A 17,878-nucleotide genomic window follows, 5' to 3' on the forward strand; every position below is an offset into this window, starting at 1 on the left:
AGGGTTGTCGCAAGCATCTTGCTTGTGGTTAACATCGACGACAACCTGCACAGAAAAGGCTTTGCAAATATGCAAGCAATAAAAGAAACGCGCCCGAAACGGCGGTTTAGGTTGGATGACGATGGCTTCGTATCAAAAGGCGAACGGCGGATAATAAAGGAGAAAACTGCCCAGGTCAAGCAAAACAGGCTGCAACTGCAAAATCAAGCTATAATGCCGTTTTATTGAATCAGCACGGATGAATCCGACATGAAGTTTTTCAAAACTGCCGCCTTATTACCTGCACTTGCTGCCGCTTTGTTGCTCGGCGCGTGCAGCGGATCGGAGAGTTATCGCGGCGAATGGAAGGCCGTTGCATCCGACGGTAGCAAAGCCGAAATCACCTTTGCCGAAAAAAGCTTTACCGTCAAAGACGAAAAAGGCAAAGAAACCGTTTACGAATACACTCAAAACCAATACAAACTAGAAAGCGGCAGAACCAGCTACGGTATCGACATCAAAAACGCCTCAGAAGCACGAATCGTGTTCCCCTTTAAAGGCAAGACTGACCGCGCCACCATGGTTGCGCCTGACGATACAATTCTCTATATGCTTGACCGCCACGCCTACGTCCCTGCTGATCAATTCTGGAAACTTCCCCAATAAGGCCGTCTGAAACCATGACCGACATTACCCCATTTGCCAACCGCTTGGGCAAAAATATCAAACATCTTATGAAATGGGCCAAACGCAACGGCATCGAAGCCTGGCGCATTTACGACCGCGATATTCCCCAATTTCCCTTTGCCGTCGATGTTTACGGCAACCAAATCCACCTTCAGGAATACGATACCGGCTGGCTGATGCAGCCTGAAGAATACGAAGCATGGCTTGCCGAAGTATTGGAAGCCATTGGTTTTGTGACCGGTTTTGCGCCCGAACAAATCCACCTCAAGCGCCGAGAACGCCAAAAAGGCTTGCAACAGTACGAAAAAACCGGCAAAACCGGCGACGATTTCGTCATCACGGAAAACGGCCGCAAGTTTTGGGTCAACCTCGACAAATACCTCGACACCGGCCTTTTCCTCGATCACCGCAACACGCGCAAAAAAGTCGGCGACACCGCGGCGGGCAAACGCTTCCTCAACCTGTTTTCCTACACCGGCAGCTTCACCGTCTATGCCGCCACCGGCGGCGCGGCATCCAGCGAAACCGTCGATTTGTCCAACACTTATCTCGATTGGGCGAAACGCAATTTCAAACTCAACGGCATCGACACCGAACAACACAAAATCGTCCGCGCCGACGTGTTCCAATACCTGCAAAACGCCGCAGACAAAGGCAAAAAGTTCGACCTGATCGTCATGGATCCTCCCAGCTTTTCCAACAGCAAAAAGATGCTCGACATCCTCGACATCCAGCGCGACCATAAAAAGCTGATTGACGACGCAATGAACCTGCTCGCTTCAGACGGCATTTTGTACTTCTCCAACAACTTACGCAGCTTCGTCTTGGACAACTCGGTATCGGAACAATACGCCGTCAAAGACATTTCCAAACAGTCCGTTCCCGACGATTTCCGCAACAAAAAAATCCATCAATGCTGGGAAATCAAGCATAAATAAGCATTAGGCCGTCTGAAAGCCAGTTTTCAAACGGCCTGATTGCCATATTGAATCTCTCAATCAATAGGCGCATAATTCAAGAAATTGTTGACAATATCAAAAGGAAAAGAACATGCAAAACTACCTGACGCCCAATTTCTCATTCGCCCCCATGATTCCGGAACGTGCGCTCGGCAGCCGGGTTTGGGATACCGAAGGACGAGAGTACATTGACCTGTCAGGCGGTATTGCAGTGAACGCGCTGGGGCATTGTCATCCCGATTTGGTCGCGGCCTTGGCCGAACAATCGCAAAAACTCTGGCACATTTCTAATATCTACACCACCCAACCGGCGCAAGAATTAGCTAAAAAACTGGTCGAAAACACCTTTGCCGATAAAGTGTTTTTCTGCAATTCCGGCGCAGAAGCCAATGAAGCCGCGTTGAAACTGGCGCGCAAATACGGCCGCGATCATTTTGGCGAACACAAAACCGAAATCATCTCCTGCCTCAACAGCTTCCACGGCCGCACCCTGTTTACCGTATCCGTCGGTGGCCAGCCCAAATACAGCAAAGACTACGCGCCGCTGCCGTCAGATATTACCCATGTTCCATTTAATGATATTGCCGCATTGGAAGCAGCCGTCGGCGACAAAACCTGCGCCGTGATTATCGAGCCGATTCAAGGCGAAAGCGGCATCCTGCCTGCCACCCAAGAATATCTGCAAGCCGCGCACCGTTTGTGCGACAAACACGGCGCCTTGCTGATTTTGGACGAAGTGCAAACCGGCATGGGCCATACAGGCAAACTGTTTGCCTACGAGCATTACGGCGTGACACCCGATATTCTCAGCTCTGCCAAAGCCTTGGGTTGCGGCTTCCCGATTGGCGCGATACTGACCACCGATAAAATCGCCCCAACCTTCGGCCCCGGAACACATGGTTCAACCTTCGGTGGCAATCCGATGGCGTGTGCGGTCGGCAGCCGTGCGTTTGACATCATCAATGCGCCCGAAACATTGGCACACGTTCAGCAACAAGGCCAAAAACTTCAGACAGCCTTGCGTGAAATAGGCGAAAAGACCGGCGTATTTAAAGAAGTCCGCGGCATGGGCTTGCTGCTTGGCTGCGTGTTGGCAGACAAATACGAAGGCAAGGCATCGGAAATTACCGCCGCCGCTTTAAAACACGGCCTGATGGTACTGGTTGCCGGTGCCAATGTGGTGCGTTTCGCCCCCAGCCTGCTGCTGAACGATGAAGACATGGCCGAAGGCTTGAAACGTTTTGAAGCGGCCTTAGCCGAATGGTTGGCCTGATTTTTAAAACCCAATAGCCAAATCAGCCGACAGCTTAGCGAAGGCCGTCTGAAAGACCGTTTAAGTTTTTCAGACGGCCTTTTTTCAATATTGAAAACAACATCCGCCTACATGCTTTGTCATTTGATGTTTGTTAAAAATCGTACTGCCTCTTCGTGCTACGCTTGTCAAACATTTTGATTTTGCGAAGAAAAGGAGCAGGAGATGGTATCGTTGAAAACCCAAATCGCCGGTTTTTCTTTTGACAACTGCCTGATGAATGCGGCAGGCGTGGCGTGTATGACTGTTGAGGAATTGGAAGCCGTCAGACAGTCTTCGGCAGGCACTTTCGTTACCAAAACCGCAACGCTTACCCCGCGTCAAGGCAACCCCGAGCCACGCTATCATGATGTTCCTCTCGGCAGTATCAATTCGATGGGATTGCCGAATCAAGGCATTGATTACTATCTGGATTACCTGCTTACCCTTCAAGAGTCTCATCCCAAAAGGGCTTTTTTCCTCTCGCTGGTCGGTATGTCGCCCGATGAAACGCATATGTTGTTAAAAAAAGTGCAAAACAGCGGGTTCAACGGCATTACCGAACTCAATCTTTCCTGCCCAAACGTCCCCGGCAAGCCGCAAATCGCCTATGATTTTGAAACCACCGAGCGGATTTTGAGCGAAGCCTTCAGCTACTTCGATAAACCTTTAGGTATCAAATTACCGCCATATTTCGATATCGTCCATTTCGATCAAGCGGCGGAAGTGTTCAACCGCCATCCCTTAAAATTCGTCAACTGTGTCAACTCCATCGGCAACGGCATGTATATCGAAGATGAATCCGTCGTCATCCGCCCGAAAAACGGCTTTGGCGGCATTGGCGGCCAATACATCAAACCGACCGCTCTTGCCAATGTCCACGCGTTCTATCAAAGACTGGATCCGTCTATCCAAGTCATTGGAACAGGCGGCGTTTACAGCGGCCGTGATGCGTTTGAACACATCTTGTGCGGCGCCAGCATGGTGCAGATCGGCACGGCGCTACACCAGCAAGGCGTAGACATTTTTGAACGGGTTTCCCTTGAATTAAAAGCCATCATGGCGCAAAAAGGCTACGAAAAACTGGAAGACTTCAAAGGCAAATTGAAATATTTTGCATAAGGTTTACTCTAAAAAACGCCCAAGGCCGTCTGAAAATTTCAGACGGCCTTATTGTATAATTGCTCCCCACATTACCCGTCTTCCCCTTCAATGAAACTCAACCCACAACAGCAAGCCGCGGTCAAATATCTAGGCGGCCCCCTGCTCGTCCTTGCCGGCGCAGGCAGCGGCAAAACCGGCGTGATTACGCAAAAAATCAAGCATTTGATTGTCAATGTCGGCTATCTGCCGCATACCGTCGCCGCGATTACCTTTACCAATAAAGCTGCCACGGAAATGCAGGAGCGCGTCTCTAAAATGCTGCCCAAGTCGCAAACGCGCGGGCTGACGATTTGCACGTTCCACTCTTTGGGCATGAAAATTCTGCGCGAAGAGGCGAACCATATCGGTTACAAAAAAAACTTTTCCATCCTCGATTCCACCGACAGCGCGAAAATCATCGGCGAACTTTTGGGCGGTACGGGAAAAGAAGCCTTATTCAAAGCGCAGCATCAGATTTCCCTGTGGAAAAACGATTTGAAAACGCCCGAAGACGTACTTCAGACGACCTCCAACGCTTGGGAAGAACAAATCGCGCGCGTGTATGCGAGCTATCAGGAAACCCTGCAAAGCTATCAGGCGGTGGACTTCGACGACTTAATCCGCCTGCCCGCCGTACTGTTGCAGCAAAACAGCGAAGCGCGCAACAAATGGCAGCGGCGGCTGCGTTATCTGTTGGTTGACGAATGTCAGGACACCAACACCTGCCAATTTACCCTGATGAAGCTCTTGACCGGCGCGGAAGGCATGTTTACCGCCGTCGGCGACGACGACCAGTCCATCTACGCATGGCGCGGCGCAAACATGGAAAACCTGCGCAAAATGCAGGAAGACTATCCGCAGATGAAAGTCATCAAACTGGAGCAAAACTACCGCTCCACTGCGCGGATTCTCAAAATCGCCAACAAAGTGATCGAAAACAACCCCAAGCTGTTCACCAAAAAACTTTGGTCTCAGTTTGGCGAAGGCGAAATTGTCAAAGTCGTTGCCTGTCAAAGCGAGCAGCACGAAGCCGACTGGGTTGTCAGCCAAATCGTCAAGCAGAAACTGGTCGGCGGCGACAAAACCCAATACGCCGATTTCGCCGTGTTATACCGCGGCAACCATCAGGCGCGGATTTTTGAAGAAGCCTTGCGCAGCGCGCGCGTTCCTTATCAACTCTCCGGCGGGCAAAGCTTTTTCGACAAAGCCGAAATCAAAGACGTTTTGTCCTATTTGCGCCTGCTTGCCAACCCCAACGACGATCCTGCCTTCTTGCGCGCCGTTACCACACCCAAACGCGGCATCGGCGATGTAACGTTGGGCAAACTCAACACCTACGCGCACGAACACGAATGCAGCCTATATGAAGCCGCGCAAACCGAAGAAGCACTTGCCCTGTTGAACCATACCAACCGCCAACACCTGCAAGCCTTCATGGATATGATTGAAAGCTATCGAACCAAAGCCGAAACCAGCGAAGCAGGCGAGCTTATTCATAACCTACTGAAAGAAATCGACTACGAAAACCACCTGTTGGCCAACGAAGAAGGCAAAGCAGGCGAAATCAAATGGCGCAACGTTACCGACCTGACCGGCTGGCTGGAACGCAAAGGCGAACAAGACGGCAAAAACATCATCGAGCTTGCCCAAACCATCGCTCTGATGACGCTTTTGGAAGGTAAGGGCGAAGAAGAAGTCGATGCCGTCAAACTCTCCACCCTGCACGCTTCCAAAGGTTTGGAATATCCCTACGTTTTCCTTGTCGGTTGCGAAGAAGGTATCTTGCCGCACAACGACAGCATCGAAGAAGACAATGTCGAAGAAGAACGCCGCCTGATGTATGTCGGCATTACCCGCGCCAAACGCCAGCTTACACTGACCCACTGCCTCAAACGTAAAAAGCAAGGCACATGGCAATTCCCTGAGCCGAGCCGTTTCATAGACGAAATGCCGCAGGAAGACATCAAGATTTTAGGCCGCAAAGGCGGCGAGCCGATTGTGAGCAAGGAAGAAGGAAAAAGCAATCTGGCAGGTCTGCTGGATATGCTGGGAAACAAAAGAAAAGGATAAGGCAAGGCCGTCTGAAAACAAGGTTTCAGACGGCCTTATTGTCAGCAAAAAATCACAAACAACCATCCAATAATCCTCACTTTATGTCGTCGCACCTATCCGACCCCATTTCGCCCAATCCTTCAAAAATAAACAAAAATAACTGAATAATCAGATATAAAATAAACAAAAGGACGGAAAGACGGCTTCTTCCGCCTTCTGTTCATAAGTAAAAATTGTCAACATTTTAAGTATAAATTCACAAGCAAAATCGCATTTTTCAGGTATAATAACGAATTCCCCAACTGCATTTTGTGAGCTGAATCCATGTCTGTTGTTCTGCCCTTGCGCGGTGTAACCGCCCTTTCCGATTTCCGTGTTGAAAAACTCTTTCAAAAAGCAGCCGCACTCGGCCTGCCCGAAGTCAAATTAAGCAGCGAATTTTGGTATTTTGTCGGTAGCGAAAAAGCACTTGATGCCGCGACAGTCGAAAAACTGCAAGCCTTACTGGCGGCGCAAAGCGTTGAACAAACGCCCAAAGCGCGCGAGGGCTTGCATTTATTTTTGGTAACGCCCCGTTTGGGCACCATTTCGCCTTGGGCTTCCAAAGCAACCAATATCGCCGAAAACTGCGGTTTGGAAGGTATTGAGCGTATCGAACGCGGCATGGCCGTATGGCTGGAAGGTGCGCTTACCGACGGGCAAAAACAACAATGGGCAGCCCTGTTGCACGACCGCATGACCGAAAGCGTGTTGACCGACATCGATGCAGCGGCGCAACTGTTCCACCACATCCAATCGGAAACCTTCTCCAGCGTAGATGTATTGGGCGGCGGTAAAGAGGCATTGGTCAAAGCCAATACCGAAATGGGCTTGGCGCTTTCAGCCGACGAAATCGATTATCTGGTTGAAAACTATCAGGCTTTAAACCGCAATCCGTCCGATGTGGAGCTGATGATGTTCGCGCAGGCAAACAGCGAACACTGCCGCCACAAAATCTTCAACGCCGATTTCATCCTCAATGGCGAAAAACAACCAAAATCGCTTTTCGGCATGATTCGCGACACGCACAACGCGCATCCCGAAGGCACGGTCGTTGCCTATAAAGACAATTCGTCCGTGATCGAAGGCGCGAAAATCGAGCGTTTCTATCCGAATGCGGCGGAAAACCAAGGCTACCGTTTCCACGAGGAAGACACGCATATCATCATGAAAGTGGAAACGCACAACCACCCGACCGCCATCGCACCGTTTGCGGGTGCGGCAACGGGTGCGGGCGGTGAAATCCGCGATGAAGGCGCAACAGGCAAAGGTTCGCGTCCGAAAGCGGGCTTGACCGGCTTTACCGTCTCCAACCTAAATATCCCTGGCTTGGAGCAGCCTTGGGAACAAGCCTACGGCAAACCCGGCCATATTGCTTCCCCTTTAGACATCATGATCGAAGGCCCGATCGGTGGCGCAGCGTTCAACAACGAATTCGGCCGCCCGAACCTCTTGGGCTACTTCCGCACCTTTGAAGAGAAGTTTGACGGCCAAGTTCGCGGCTACCACAAACCGATTATGATTGCCGGTGGCTTGGGCAGCATTCAGGCTCAGCAGACGCACAAAGACGAAATCCCCGAAGGCGCATTGCTGATCCAACTGGGCGGCCCGGGTATGCTTATCGGCTTGGGTGGTGGCGCGGCTTCCTCCATGAATACCGGTACGAACGACGCGTCTTTGGACTTCAACTCCGTACAACGCGGCAATCCCGAAATCGAACGCCGCGCGCAAGAAGTCATCGACCGCTGCTGGCAGCTCGGCGATAAGAACCCGATTATCTCCATCCACGACGTCGGCGCGGGCGGCTTGTCCAACGCCTTCCCCGAATTGGTCAACGATGCCGGACGCGGCGCGGTATTCAAGCTGCGCGAAGTACCGCTGGAAGAACACGGCCTCAGCCCATTGCAGATTTGGTGTAACGAATCGCAAGAGCGTTATGTATTATCGATTTTGGAGAAAGATTTGGGCATCTTCCGCTCCATCTGCGAACGCGAACGCTGTCCGTTTGCCGTGGTCGGCACGGCGACCGACGACGGCCATTTGAAAGTGCGCGACGATTTGTTCTCCAACAATCCTGTCGATTTGCCATTGAACGTTTTACTCGGCAAACCGCCCAAAACCACGCGTACCGACAAAACAGTTACGCCGTCTGAAAAACCGTTTAACGCCGGCAATATCGACATTACCGAAGCCGCCTACCGCGTTTTGCGCCTGCCTACCGTAGCCGCCAAAAACTTCCTGATTACCATCGGCGACCGCAGCGTCGGCGGCATGACCCACCGCGACCAAATGGTCGGCAAATACCAAACTCCGGTAGCCGACTGCGCCGTGACCATGATGGGCTTCAACACCTATCGCGGCGAGGCGATGTCTATGGGTGAAAAACCGACCGTCGCCCTGTTTGACGCACCTGCCTCGGGCAGAATGTGCGTCGGCGAAGCCATTACCAACATCGCGGCAGTCAACATCGGCGATATCGGCAACATCAAGCTCTCCGCCAACTGGATGGCGGCGTGCGGCAACGAAGGCGAAGACGAAAAACTCTACCGCACCGTCGAAGCGGTTTCTAAAGCCTGTCAGGCATTGGATTTGAGCATTCCCGTAGGCAAAGACAGCCTGTCGATGAAAACCGTTTGGCAGGACGGCGAAGAGAAAAAATCCGTCGTTTCGCCGCTAAGCCTGATTATTTCTGCGTTTGCGCCAGTGGAAGACGTACGCAAGACTGTTACGCCTGAGTTGAAAAACGTCGAAGACAGCGTATTGCTGTTTATCGATTTGGGCTTCGGCAAAGCGCGCATGGGTGGCTCGGCATTCGGTCAGGTTTATAACAACATGACCGGCGATGCGCCTGATTTGGACGACACAGGCCGTCTGAAAGCGTTTTACAACGTGATTCAGCAGCTTGTCGCCGAAGACAAACTCTTGGCATACCACGACCGCAGCGACGGCGGTTTGTTTGCGACGTTGGTGGAAATGGCGTTTGCTGCACGATGCGGCTTGAACGTGGATTTGACCTCACTGGTTGCCAATCAAACCGATGTCAACGAAGCCAGCATCTGCGCATTGTTCAATGAAGAGCTGGGCGCAGTGATTCAAATCGCCAAACAAGATGTTGCGGCAGTAGAAGCCTTGTTTAAAGAAGCTGATTTGGCACTGCATACCGTTGCCACCATCGGTACTGACGAGAAAATTGTTATCCGCAACCAAGCAGGCATCGTATTGGAACAAAACCGCGCCGACCTGCAACGCGCATGGCAGGAAACCAGCCACGCCATCCAACGCCTGCGCGACAACCCTGCCTGCGCAGACAGCGAGTTCGCCCTGATTAGCGACAACGACCGCAGCGCATTGTTTGCCGACGTGAAGTTTGACGTAAAAGAAGACATTGCCGCGCCGTTTATCAACAGTGGCGCGAAACCCAAAATCGCCATCCTGCGCGAACAGGGCGTAAACGGACAAATCGAAATGGCTGCCGCGTTTACCCGCGCCGGTTTCGATGCCTACGACGTACATATGTCCGACCTGATGGCAGGCCGCGTCCACCTTGCCGACTTCAAAATGCTGGCGGCTTGCGGCGGCTTCAGCTACGGCGACGTACTCGGTGCGGGCGAAGGTTGGGCGAAATCGATTCTGTTCCACCCTGCTCTGCGCGACCAATTTGCCGCCTTCTTCGCCGACCCGGACACGCTGACATTGGGCGTGTGCAATGGCTGTCAAATGGTCAGCAACCTTGCCGAGATTATCCCGGGCGCAGAAGCATGGCCTAAATTCAAACGCAACTTGAGCGAACAGTTTGAAGCGCGCCTGAGCATGGTTCATGTTCCAAAATCTGCGTCGCTGATTCTGAATGAAATGCAAGGCTCCAGCCTGCCTGTCGTGGTCAGCCACGGCGAAGGCCGCGCCGACTTCGCGCTTCACGGCGGCAATATTTCTGCCGATTTGGGCATTGCGCTGCAATATGTGGACGGTCAAAACCAAGTGACCCAAACTTATCCGCTCAACCCTAACGGCTCGCCGCAAGGCATCGCCGGTGTGACCAACACCGACGGCCGCGTTACCATCATGATGCCGCATCCGGAACGCGTGTACCGTGCCGCACAAATGAGCTGGAAACCGGAAGACTGGACGGAACTGTCCGGCTGGTACCGCCTCTTTGCCGGTGCAAGAAAAGCTTTGGGCTAATGAAAAGCTTGATTTGATTCAGGTTTAAAGAAAAGGTCGTCTGAAAACGATTTAGCGGATTCTGTTATATCTGTTTTCAGACGACCTTTATATATTCTTTTACGTATAAGACCGAACCAATGCGTATGAAGACCGAACCAACCGCCGTCATTCCCGCGCAGGCGGGAATCCAGACCTCTGCATTTCAAAAATATTTAAAAATTACTGCAAATCCAAACTTCTGGATTCCCGTCTACGCGGGAATGACAGCCTAGATTTTTTGTCCCGAACCTATATATACAAACAAACTTAATTGAATTTATAGAAAAGATTTGGAGAGGCTTATGTCTGACATAGTAATTTTTAAAAACAGGCCGAATGATGATGAATTTATTGAATGGATTGAAGAAAACTCAAATGGATTTGTATTAAATATAGATCAAACTAAAGACCCTTCTAAGATTTATAAAGATTTTCCCAAAATACATTTTGCTAATTGTAGCCAACTGAATAAAAGACCGGGGCGCACAACTGGAAAATATTTCAAAGTTTGCTCAAACTCAATTGAAGAACTTGAACAATGGAGCTGGGTCAAATATCAAAAAGGGCTAAATCCATGCAGAATCTGTAAGGAAAAAGGATTACCGGTAGAACAGCTCACAGGAATACAAAATTTTCAGGCAGCTTCTGCCCTATCCTTAAAATCTGATATAGACGAACTCAAAAAATGTTTATCATCCAAGACTGACCCAGAAAAGCGAACTGAAATCGAAACCTTAATAAAAGCTCGTCAAGGGCAAGGCAGATTCCGGCAAAAACTACTCGAACTGTATCCGAACTGCCCGCTAACAGGCCTAGATGTTCGGTCTTTACTTATTGCCAGCCATATCAAACCTTGGAGCAAGTGCAATAATGAAGAGAGGTTAGATCCCTTCAATGGTCTGATGCTCGCACCCAATGTCGACGCATTATTCGATAGCGGTCTGATTACGTTTGATACCGACGGTACGATAAAAATCAGCCCGACAATCGATTCGGAAAATCAAGAGCGGCTTGGAATTTCTCGCGATATGAAATTAAAAATCGAACCTGAAAGCGAAAAATATTTCGAGTATCACCGCAACCATGTTTTCCAAAAAGAAGAATAAATAGTGTTGAACAGTCCGTTGATTTAAGGTTGTCTGAAAACGATTTAGCGAACCTCGCTATATCCGTTCTCAGACGACCTTTTTGCGTCCTTTTGCGTATAAAGACCAAACCCGTCGCCGTCCTTCTGTATAATTCCCACTTTTAAACTATAATCGACATATTCAGACGGTCTTTCCCGACATTATGACTCGACAAGCCTTTATCCTCAGCGATTGCGAATTTCCCGAATGTGGCGAAAAGCCTTACGCCCTGTTGACCGCGAATCCGACTAAGGAGCACCACTTCGTCGCCCAGACCGAGCAACGGCAGCACGCGCATAATCCGCAGGTCAGCCCGCAAAATCAGAATGTTTACAAGCTGTCTTTGTCCATGTTCCATCCTGGCGAAAAAGCCCGCGGCAAAGAACAAAACCGCAGCGAAGCGATAAGCGTTAACATCATCGGCAATTTGGCGGCAAAAAACCTCTATACACTGACCTTTGTCGAAGACTCCGCCAACCAATACAATCTGGAAAGCTGGTTCAACCGTCATGAAAGCGGCTACGAAGATGCCTGCAACCACCTGCGTACCCTGCCTGCAGGCCGTCTGAAAACACCTACGGCAAATGCCGACACCGTCAAAGTACCGGATGCCTTGTGGCGGATATTGCGGCTGAAATTCCTCGGTATTCTGCGCAATCCGCACAACCATAAAAACCTGTTTGTCCACCGCCTGCACCAAACGCTTCGGGCGCTGCTGCCGGAAGTCGGTTTTGAATTTGTCCGCTTGATCAGCAAACGCGATCCCAAGCGCATCGAAGCCATTATGCAGGACTACCGTTTCACTTTTCTCGGTTATGTCGATTGGCTGGGCGGGCTTTACGGTATGTTGAGCGAAGGCGTGGCGCAGCCGTCGTTGTTTGAACGGTTGTTTTGCAATATCTTTGCCGAACCCGAAGCCGTGAAAATCGAATTGTTCCGCTATCCGGAAAACACGGGGCTGTGCCTGTTTGGCGACAGCAGTTTCTGCCTGCAAGCCTCGACCAAGCTATTGAGCGTCGGCGTCAATATTTCGCACGATATGTTTGCCGTCGTCCATCTGCAAGCTGACCGTTGGCACGCGTTTAAAAACACCTTTCATCACGACGCGCCCAAACTGCAAGGCCAAGTGCGGATTATCGACGGCGACCAAACCCAAAGATTGCTGTTCAACCGACTGAGCATCCAGCAAGCCCATGAAGCCGTATTCGGCCAAAGCCCGAATATCAAAGATTATTTAGAGGCCGTCTGAAACCCCAAACCAGAAGAAAGCATATGAAAATCACACCAATCCAAGCCCTAAACGACAACTACATCTGGATGATTCAAGAAGGCAACCATGCCGTCTGCGTCGATCCGTCCGATGCCACGCCGGTCTTAAAATTCCTTGTTCACAACCACTTGATGCTGGCGCAAACATGGATTACCCATCCTCATCATGACCATATCGGCGGCGCAAAAGCGCTGCACAACGGCTTCTTAGAATCCCCAATCTATGGCGAAAGCGACATCGACGTGGCGACGCATACCGTCACAGCAGGCACGCAGTTCCCGTTTGGTGAAGGCTTGGTTACCGTCTGGGCTACTCCCGGCCATACCGACCACCACATCAGCTATCTGTTGGAAAATTCAGACGGTCTGCACGTTTTCTGCGGCGATACCTTGTTCTCCGCCGGTTGCGGCCGCGTATTCACCGGCACAATCGAGCAGCTTTACGACAGCTTCCACCGATTCAACCAACTGCCCGAAGAAACGCTGTTTTATCCGGCGCACGAATACACCACCTCCAACCTGCGCTTTGCCCAACATATCGAGCCGGACAACACCGATATTCAGACGGCCTTGGCCACAGCCGAACACACGCCGACACTGCCTGTCAGCCTGGCGCACGAACGCAAAGTCAATCCGTTTTTCCGCGTACACCTGCCCCAAGTTCGGGTACGCGCCGAAGAATTGAGCGGACGAAAATTAAACAGCGAACTCGAAGTCTTCGCCGCTTTGCGTGAATTGAAAAATCAATTTTGATTGGGCTTAGTCCCTAAAGAATAAGGCCGTCTGAATAAGCGTGAAACCATGAATCACGCCTGTTCAGACGGCCTTAAAGCCTTTATCAATATCATAACCATAAAAGCCTACGGCTACTTTTGATGTTTCACACATTCCGCAGCATATTGCTCGCCCCAACGGTGCATTGCTTCGATCACAGGCATCAGCGTCCGCCCAAACTCAGTCAGCGAGTATTCCACCTTCGGCGGTACCTGCGGATACACTTCCCGATGAACGATACCGTCGTTTTCCAATTCGCGCAGCTGCAGCGTCAACATCCGCTGGGTAATGCCCGCAAGCAAACGCTGCAACTCATTGAAACGTCGGGTTTTTTCATTTAAATAATATAAAATCAATACCTTCCATTTACCGCCGATAATATCCAAAGTATTGACAACCGGACAGCAAGAGCCGTGTGCGTGTTCTGTTTCCGACATACAAAATCTCCAAACAACAGTATAAAAAATGTGCGTACTTGTTATAAAGTTTGTACCCCCTATAATACAAGCATTCTGTAACAAAAGGCCATCTGAAAGGCTTCAGACGGCCATAAAAAGAAGGAACTTTATCATGCGCAACATCAAACAAATCTACCGAGCCGACGGCCAACACTGGGTAGGCAATGGATTCCTCGTGCAACCTTTGTTCTCCCACATGGCTGACGACCGCGGCACCAACCCGTTCCTGATGCTGGACTATGCCGCACCGTATGAATTTGCACCCAACGAAACGCACGGTCCGCGCGGTGTCGGACAACATCCGCACAAAGGCTTTGAAACCGTTACCATCGCCTACCACGGCGAAGTAGCACACCGCGACTCCAGCGGCGGAGGCGGCATTATTTACGAAGGCGACGTGCAATGGATGACCGCGGGTTCAGGCATTATTCATGAAGAATTCCACTCTGAAAACTTCAGCAAAAAAGGCGGACTCTTTGAAATGGTCCAACTTTGGGTCAACCTGCCCGCCAAAGACAAAAACACGCCGCCACGCTATCAGCATCTTGCCAAAGCAAATATTCCCGTCGTCGAATTTCCCGACGAAGCCGGCTACTTACGTCTGATTGCAGGCGAACATGACGGCGTAAAAGGCGCGGCGGACACGTTCACCGAAATGAATGTTTGGGATATTGTGCTCCATGCCGATAAAGAAGTCGAATTGGAAGTACCCGACAATCACAATCTGTCTATGGTTGTCCTGCGCGGAGCGGTGACGTTTAATGACAAAGAACAGGCGACAGCCGGAGAATTGGTCAATTTTGAGCAAACCGGCGGTAAAGTGCGCGTAAAAGCCGGTAGCGAAGAAGTCAAAATCTTGCTGCTTTCCGGCGTTCCGATTGATGAACCCGTAGTCGGCTACGGCCCATTTGTGATGAATACTGCCGAAGAAATCCGACAAGCCATCAGCGATTTCAAAAGCGGCAAATTCGGCCGTATTGATTAAGATATTTGCTTAAACCGCTAACGGAAAGTTTGCTGATTGATTTCATTGTATGCGTTAACCAAGCTCATCAGTGCAAAAAAGGCCGTCTGAACAATATCTGTTCAGACGGCCTTTATTATTTAGGGATTATTCCCACTCAATCGTGGCAGGTGGTTTGCCGCTGACATCATAAACCACGCGGTTGATGCCTTTGACTTCGTTGATGATGCGGTTGGACACGCGGCCGAGTAGCGAGTACGGCAGTTCTGCCCAGTGTGCGGTCATGAAGTCGCTGGTGATGACTGCGCGCAGCGCGACGACGTAGTCGTAAGTGCGTCCGTCGCCCATTACGCCGACGGATTTTACAGGCAGGAATACGGCAAAGGCTTGGCTGGTCAGGTCGTACCAAGATGTGCCGTTTTCGTCGGTAGTATTGCGCAATTCTTGAATGAAAATATCGTCTGCTTGACGGAGTAAGTCGGCGTATTCTTTTTTCACTTCGCCCAAGATACGCACGCCTAAACCAGGGCCCGGGAACGGATGACGGTACACCATTTCACGCGGCAGACCCAAAGCGACGCCCAGTTCGCGTACTTCGTCTTTGAACAAATCACGCAACGGCTCAAGCAGCTTGAGTTTCATGTTTTCAGGCAGGCCGCCGACGTTGTGGTGCGATTTGATGGCGTGGGCTTTTTTGGTTTTCGCGCCTGCGGATTCGATTACGTCGGGGTAAATTGTACCTTGCGCCAACCATTTGGCGTTGGTGAGTTTTTTCTCTTCAGCGTCAAATACTTCGATAAATTCCGCGCCGATGATTTTGCGTTTTTTCTCTGGATCGGTCACGCCGGCAAGTTTCGCCAAAAACTGCTCTTCGGCATCAACGTGAATCACGCGTACGCCCAAGTTGCGAGCAAACATATCCATCACCATTTTGCCTTCGTTCAGACGCAACAGACCGTGGTCAACAAACACGCAGGTCAGTTGATCGCCGATGGCACGGTGAATCAGCGCCGCCGCTACGGAAGAGTCCACGCCGCCGGACAAACCCAAAATCACTTCGTCGCTGCCGACTTGTTCGCGGATTTTGGCAACGGCTTCTTCTATGTAGTTCGGCATGGTCCAGCTTGGTTGTGCGCCGCAAATATCCAAGACAAAGCGGTTCAACAGCGCGCGGCCTTGTTTGGTGTGGGTCACTTCAGGGTGGAATTGGATGCCGTAGAATTGTTTCTCAGCGTTTTCCATCATGGCAATCGGGCAAGACGGCGTATCGCCGATGACGGAGAAGCCGGTAGGCAGTTTGGAAACTTTATCGCCATGGCTCATCCAAACGTCGAGCGTGTTTGGCGCATCGTCTTGAATGCCGTGTGTCAGCTCGCTGTCGATGGTTTTAACTTGCGCATAACCGAATTCGCGTTGGTTGCCCGGGCTAACTTCGCCGCCCAAGTGGTGCGCCATAAATTGCATACCGTAGCAAATGCCCAAAACCGGAATGCCCAAATCAAAAATACCGGTATCGGCTTGATAATCGGATTCGTAAACAGAATTAGGACCGCCGGAGAGGATGATGCCTTTCGGGTTGAAGGCTTTGATTTCTTCCAAAGGCATGTCGAAAGAATGCAGTTCGCAGTAAACGTGGGCTTCGCGCACGCGGCGGGCGATCAGCTGGGTAACTTGCGAGCCGAAGTCGAGGATGAGGATTTTGTCTTGAGTCATGGCGGAAACTTTGCAAAATGTAAGAAAACGGTGCGGCCGGGAGGGTAAATTTCAAATTTAAACCACAATAAAAAAGACCGTCTGAATCGGCGGATTATACCATTGTTCAGACGGCCTTTATAGGGTAAAACCTAAATCTCTCATCTTTCTATTTTGTGTGTTTCTCAGGAATCATATCGCTGCGCGAGAGTAACAGCAGACAACCCAACACGACCATGCCGATGGCCAGCAACGGCGAGAGGTAAATCCAGTAGCTCATGTGCAGATAAATAGCTGTACCGATATAAACCAGCATCGGGCCGGAAACGATGGACTGTTTGTTGATGCCGTCCATAATCAACACGGCAAAGCCCAAAATAATTAATGCACCGGCAATCATTGTCGATGTTGCAGGCAAAATATCCGTGGCGCGTAAAAACCAAACTGCGCCAAAGATAATCAAAAATAAAGGCAGAAAAAGTGAAGGACGGGACATAACAACGCTCCGTAAAGGTTTCAGACGGCCTGTATTATTGGGTGCGCCGGTCATACAGACAAGATATAAAAATGCAATCTTGTGTGTAATTATGCAAAGGTTGGCACAACAAAAAGGCCGTCTGAACAACGGCAAACCGAAATCAAATATTTCAATTTATCCTGTTCCAGACGGCCTTTCAAATCATCAGGCTTTGCCGGTGCTGCCGAATCCGCCTTCACCGCGCTCGCTGGCGGCAAACTCGTCCACAACCTTAAACGCAGCTTGGACAACCGGCACAATCACCATTTGCGCGATACGCTCCATCGGCTCGATGGTAAACGCTTCTTTACCACGGTTCCACAAAGAAACCTTTAATTCGCCTTGATAATCCGAGTCAATCAAACCGACCAAATTACCCAAAACAATACCGTGTTTATGACCCAAACCGGAACGCGGCAACAAAACGGCTGCATACGCAGGGTTGGCCAAATGCACCGCCAAACCGGTCGGCACGAGATACACATCACCCGGCTGCAACACAACGGCTTCATCCAGGCAGGCACGCAAGTCCAAACCGGCAGAACCAGGCGTTGCATATGCAGGCAGGGAATCGGCCATTTTCGGATTTAAGATTTTCAGTTCGACTTCGGTTTGCATGACAGAACTCCGTATTGTTCTATATTGGAAAGGGCTACGATTATACACAATGCCCTTGAGGCCGTCTGAAAAAACGGAGTATGATTCAGTCAGACCTAAGGAGAAA

At 50.6% G+C, this 17,878-nt stretch carries 16 protein-coding genes; 12 read left to right on the forward strand and 4 right to left on the reverse strand.

Annotated features, from left to right (window positions below; genetic code table 11):
- Positions 1-24: 24 nt before the first annotated feature.
- From ACTHUF_RS00745 to gloB, 11 genes are all read left to right on the forward strand, one after another.
- A complete protein-coding gene (locus ACTHUF_RS00745; protein ID WP_315094884.1) occupies positions 25-228 on the forward strand; it encodes a hypothetical protein in 204 nt (67 codons plus the stop codon).
- A 21-nt stretch (positions 229-249) separates the two neighbouring features.
- Positions 250-645: a glycosyl transferase gene (locus tag ACTHUF_RS00750; RefSeq protein WP_315094882.1), complete on the forward strand. Its 396-nt coding sequence runs from the start codon at positions 250-252 to the stop codon at positions 643-645.
- A 14-nt stretch (positions 646-659) separates the two neighbouring features.
- Positions 660-1,604, forward strand: a complete 945-nt coding sequence (locus tag ACTHUF_RS00755; protein WP_315094880.1) for a class I SAM-dependent methyltransferase — start codon at positions 660-662, stop codon at positions 1,602-1,604.
- 112 nt (positions 1,605-1,716) lie between these two features.
- The gene (locus tag ACTHUF_RS00760; protein ID WP_440406703.1) at positions 1,717-2,898 is read left to right on the forward strand and encodes an aspartate aminotransferase family protein; all 1,182 of its coding nucleotides are present in this window, start codon (positions 1,717-1,719) and stop codon (positions 2,896-2,898) included.
- A gap of 204 nt (positions 2,899-3,102) precedes the next feature.
- Positions 3,103-4,038, forward strand: coding sequence for a dihydroorotate oxidase (locus ACTHUF_RS00765; protein WP_440406705.1), 936 nt, complete (start codon positions 3,103-3,105; stop codon positions 4,036-4,038).
- 90 nt (positions 4,039-4,128) lie between these two features.
- Positions 4,129-6,129, forward strand: coding sequence for a DNA helicase Rep (gene rep, locus ACTHUF_RS00770; RefSeq protein WP_440406707.1), 2,001 nt, complete (start codon positions 4,129-4,131; stop codon positions 6,127-6,129).
- 306 nt (positions 6,130-6,435) lie between these two features.
- Positions 6,436-10,332, forward strand: coding sequence for a phosphoribosylformylglycinamidine synthase (gene purL / locus ACTHUF_RS00775; RefSeq protein WP_440406709.1), 3,897 nt, complete (start codon positions 6,436-6,438; stop codon positions 10,330-10,332).
- A gap of 125 nt (positions 10,333-10,457) precedes the next feature.
- On the forward strand, positions 10,458-10,586 hold the full coding sequence (locus ACTHUF_RS00780) for a hypothetical protein (protein ID WP_440406711.1): 129 nt from the start codon (positions 10,458-10,460) through the stop codon (positions 10,584-10,586).
- 69 nt (positions 10,587-10,655) lie between these two features.
- A complete protein-coding gene (locus ACTHUF_RS00785) occupies positions 10,656-11,459 on the forward strand; it encodes an HNH endonuclease (RefSeq protein ID WP_440406713.1) in 804 nt (267 codons plus the stop codon).
- Positions 11,460-11,643: 184 nt separating this feature from the next.
- A complete protein-coding gene (locus ACTHUF_RS00790; protein ID WP_440406715.1) occupies positions 11,644-12,729 on the forward strand; it encodes a hypothetical protein in 1,086 nt (361 codons plus the stop codon).
- 23 nt (positions 12,730-12,752) lie between these two features.
- On the forward strand, positions 12,753-13,502 hold the full coding sequence (gene gloB, locus ACTHUF_RS00795; RefSeq protein ID WP_440406717.1) for a hydroxyacylglutathione hydrolase: 750 nt from the start codon (positions 12,753-12,755) through the stop codon (positions 13,500-13,502).
- Between the two features lie 113 nt (positions 13,503-13,615).
- Here the strand turns inward: gloB and ACTHUF_RS00800 are convergent, their stop codons facing one another.
- Complete coding sequence (locus ACTHUF_RS00800) at positions 13,616-13,960, reverse strand: helix-turn-helix domain-containing protein (RefSeq protein WP_315094867.1); 345 nt, start codon at positions 13,958-13,960, stop codon at positions 13,616-13,618.
- Between the two features lie 133 nt (positions 13,961-14,093).
- Between ACTHUF_RS00800 and ACTHUF_RS00805 the strand changes: the two genes are divergently transcribed.
- The gene (locus tag ACTHUF_RS00805; RefSeq protein WP_315094866.1) at positions 14,094-14,966 is read left to right on the forward strand and encodes a pirin family protein; all 873 of its coding nucleotides are present in this window, start codon (positions 14,094-14,096) and stop codon (positions 14,964-14,966) included.
- Positions 14,967-15,092: 126 nt separating this feature from the next.
- On the opposite strand, the gene guaA is transcribed toward ACTHUF_RS00805, so the two are convergent.
- The 3 genes from guaA to dut form a co-directional block, all read right to left on the reverse strand.
- A complete protein-coding gene (guaA, locus tag ACTHUF_RS00810) occupies positions 15,093-16,658 on the reverse strand; it encodes a glutamine-hydrolyzing GMP synthase (protein WP_150540490.1) in 1,566 nt (521 codons plus the stop codon).
- A 148-nt stretch (positions 16,659-16,806) separates the two neighbouring features.
- Positions 16,807-17,133, reverse strand: a complete 327-nt coding sequence (locus ACTHUF_RS00815; protein ID WP_036493628.1) for a hypothetical protein — start codon at positions 17,131-17,133, stop codon at positions 16,807-16,809.
- Positions 17,134-17,319: 186 nt separating this feature from the next.
- The gene (gene dut / locus ACTHUF_RS00820; RefSeq protein WP_003680707.1) at positions 17,320-17,772 is read right to left on the reverse strand and encodes a dUTP diphosphatase; all 453 of its coding nucleotides are present in this window, start codon (positions 17,770-17,772) and stop codon (positions 17,320-17,322) included.
- Between the last annotated feature and the right edge of the window lie 106 nt (positions 17,773-17,878).

The organism is Neisseria sp. P0024.S006 (assembly GCF_051956595.1).
Classification (GTDB): Bacteria; Pseudomonadota; Gammaproteobacteria; order Burkholderiales; family Neisseriaceae; genus Neisseria.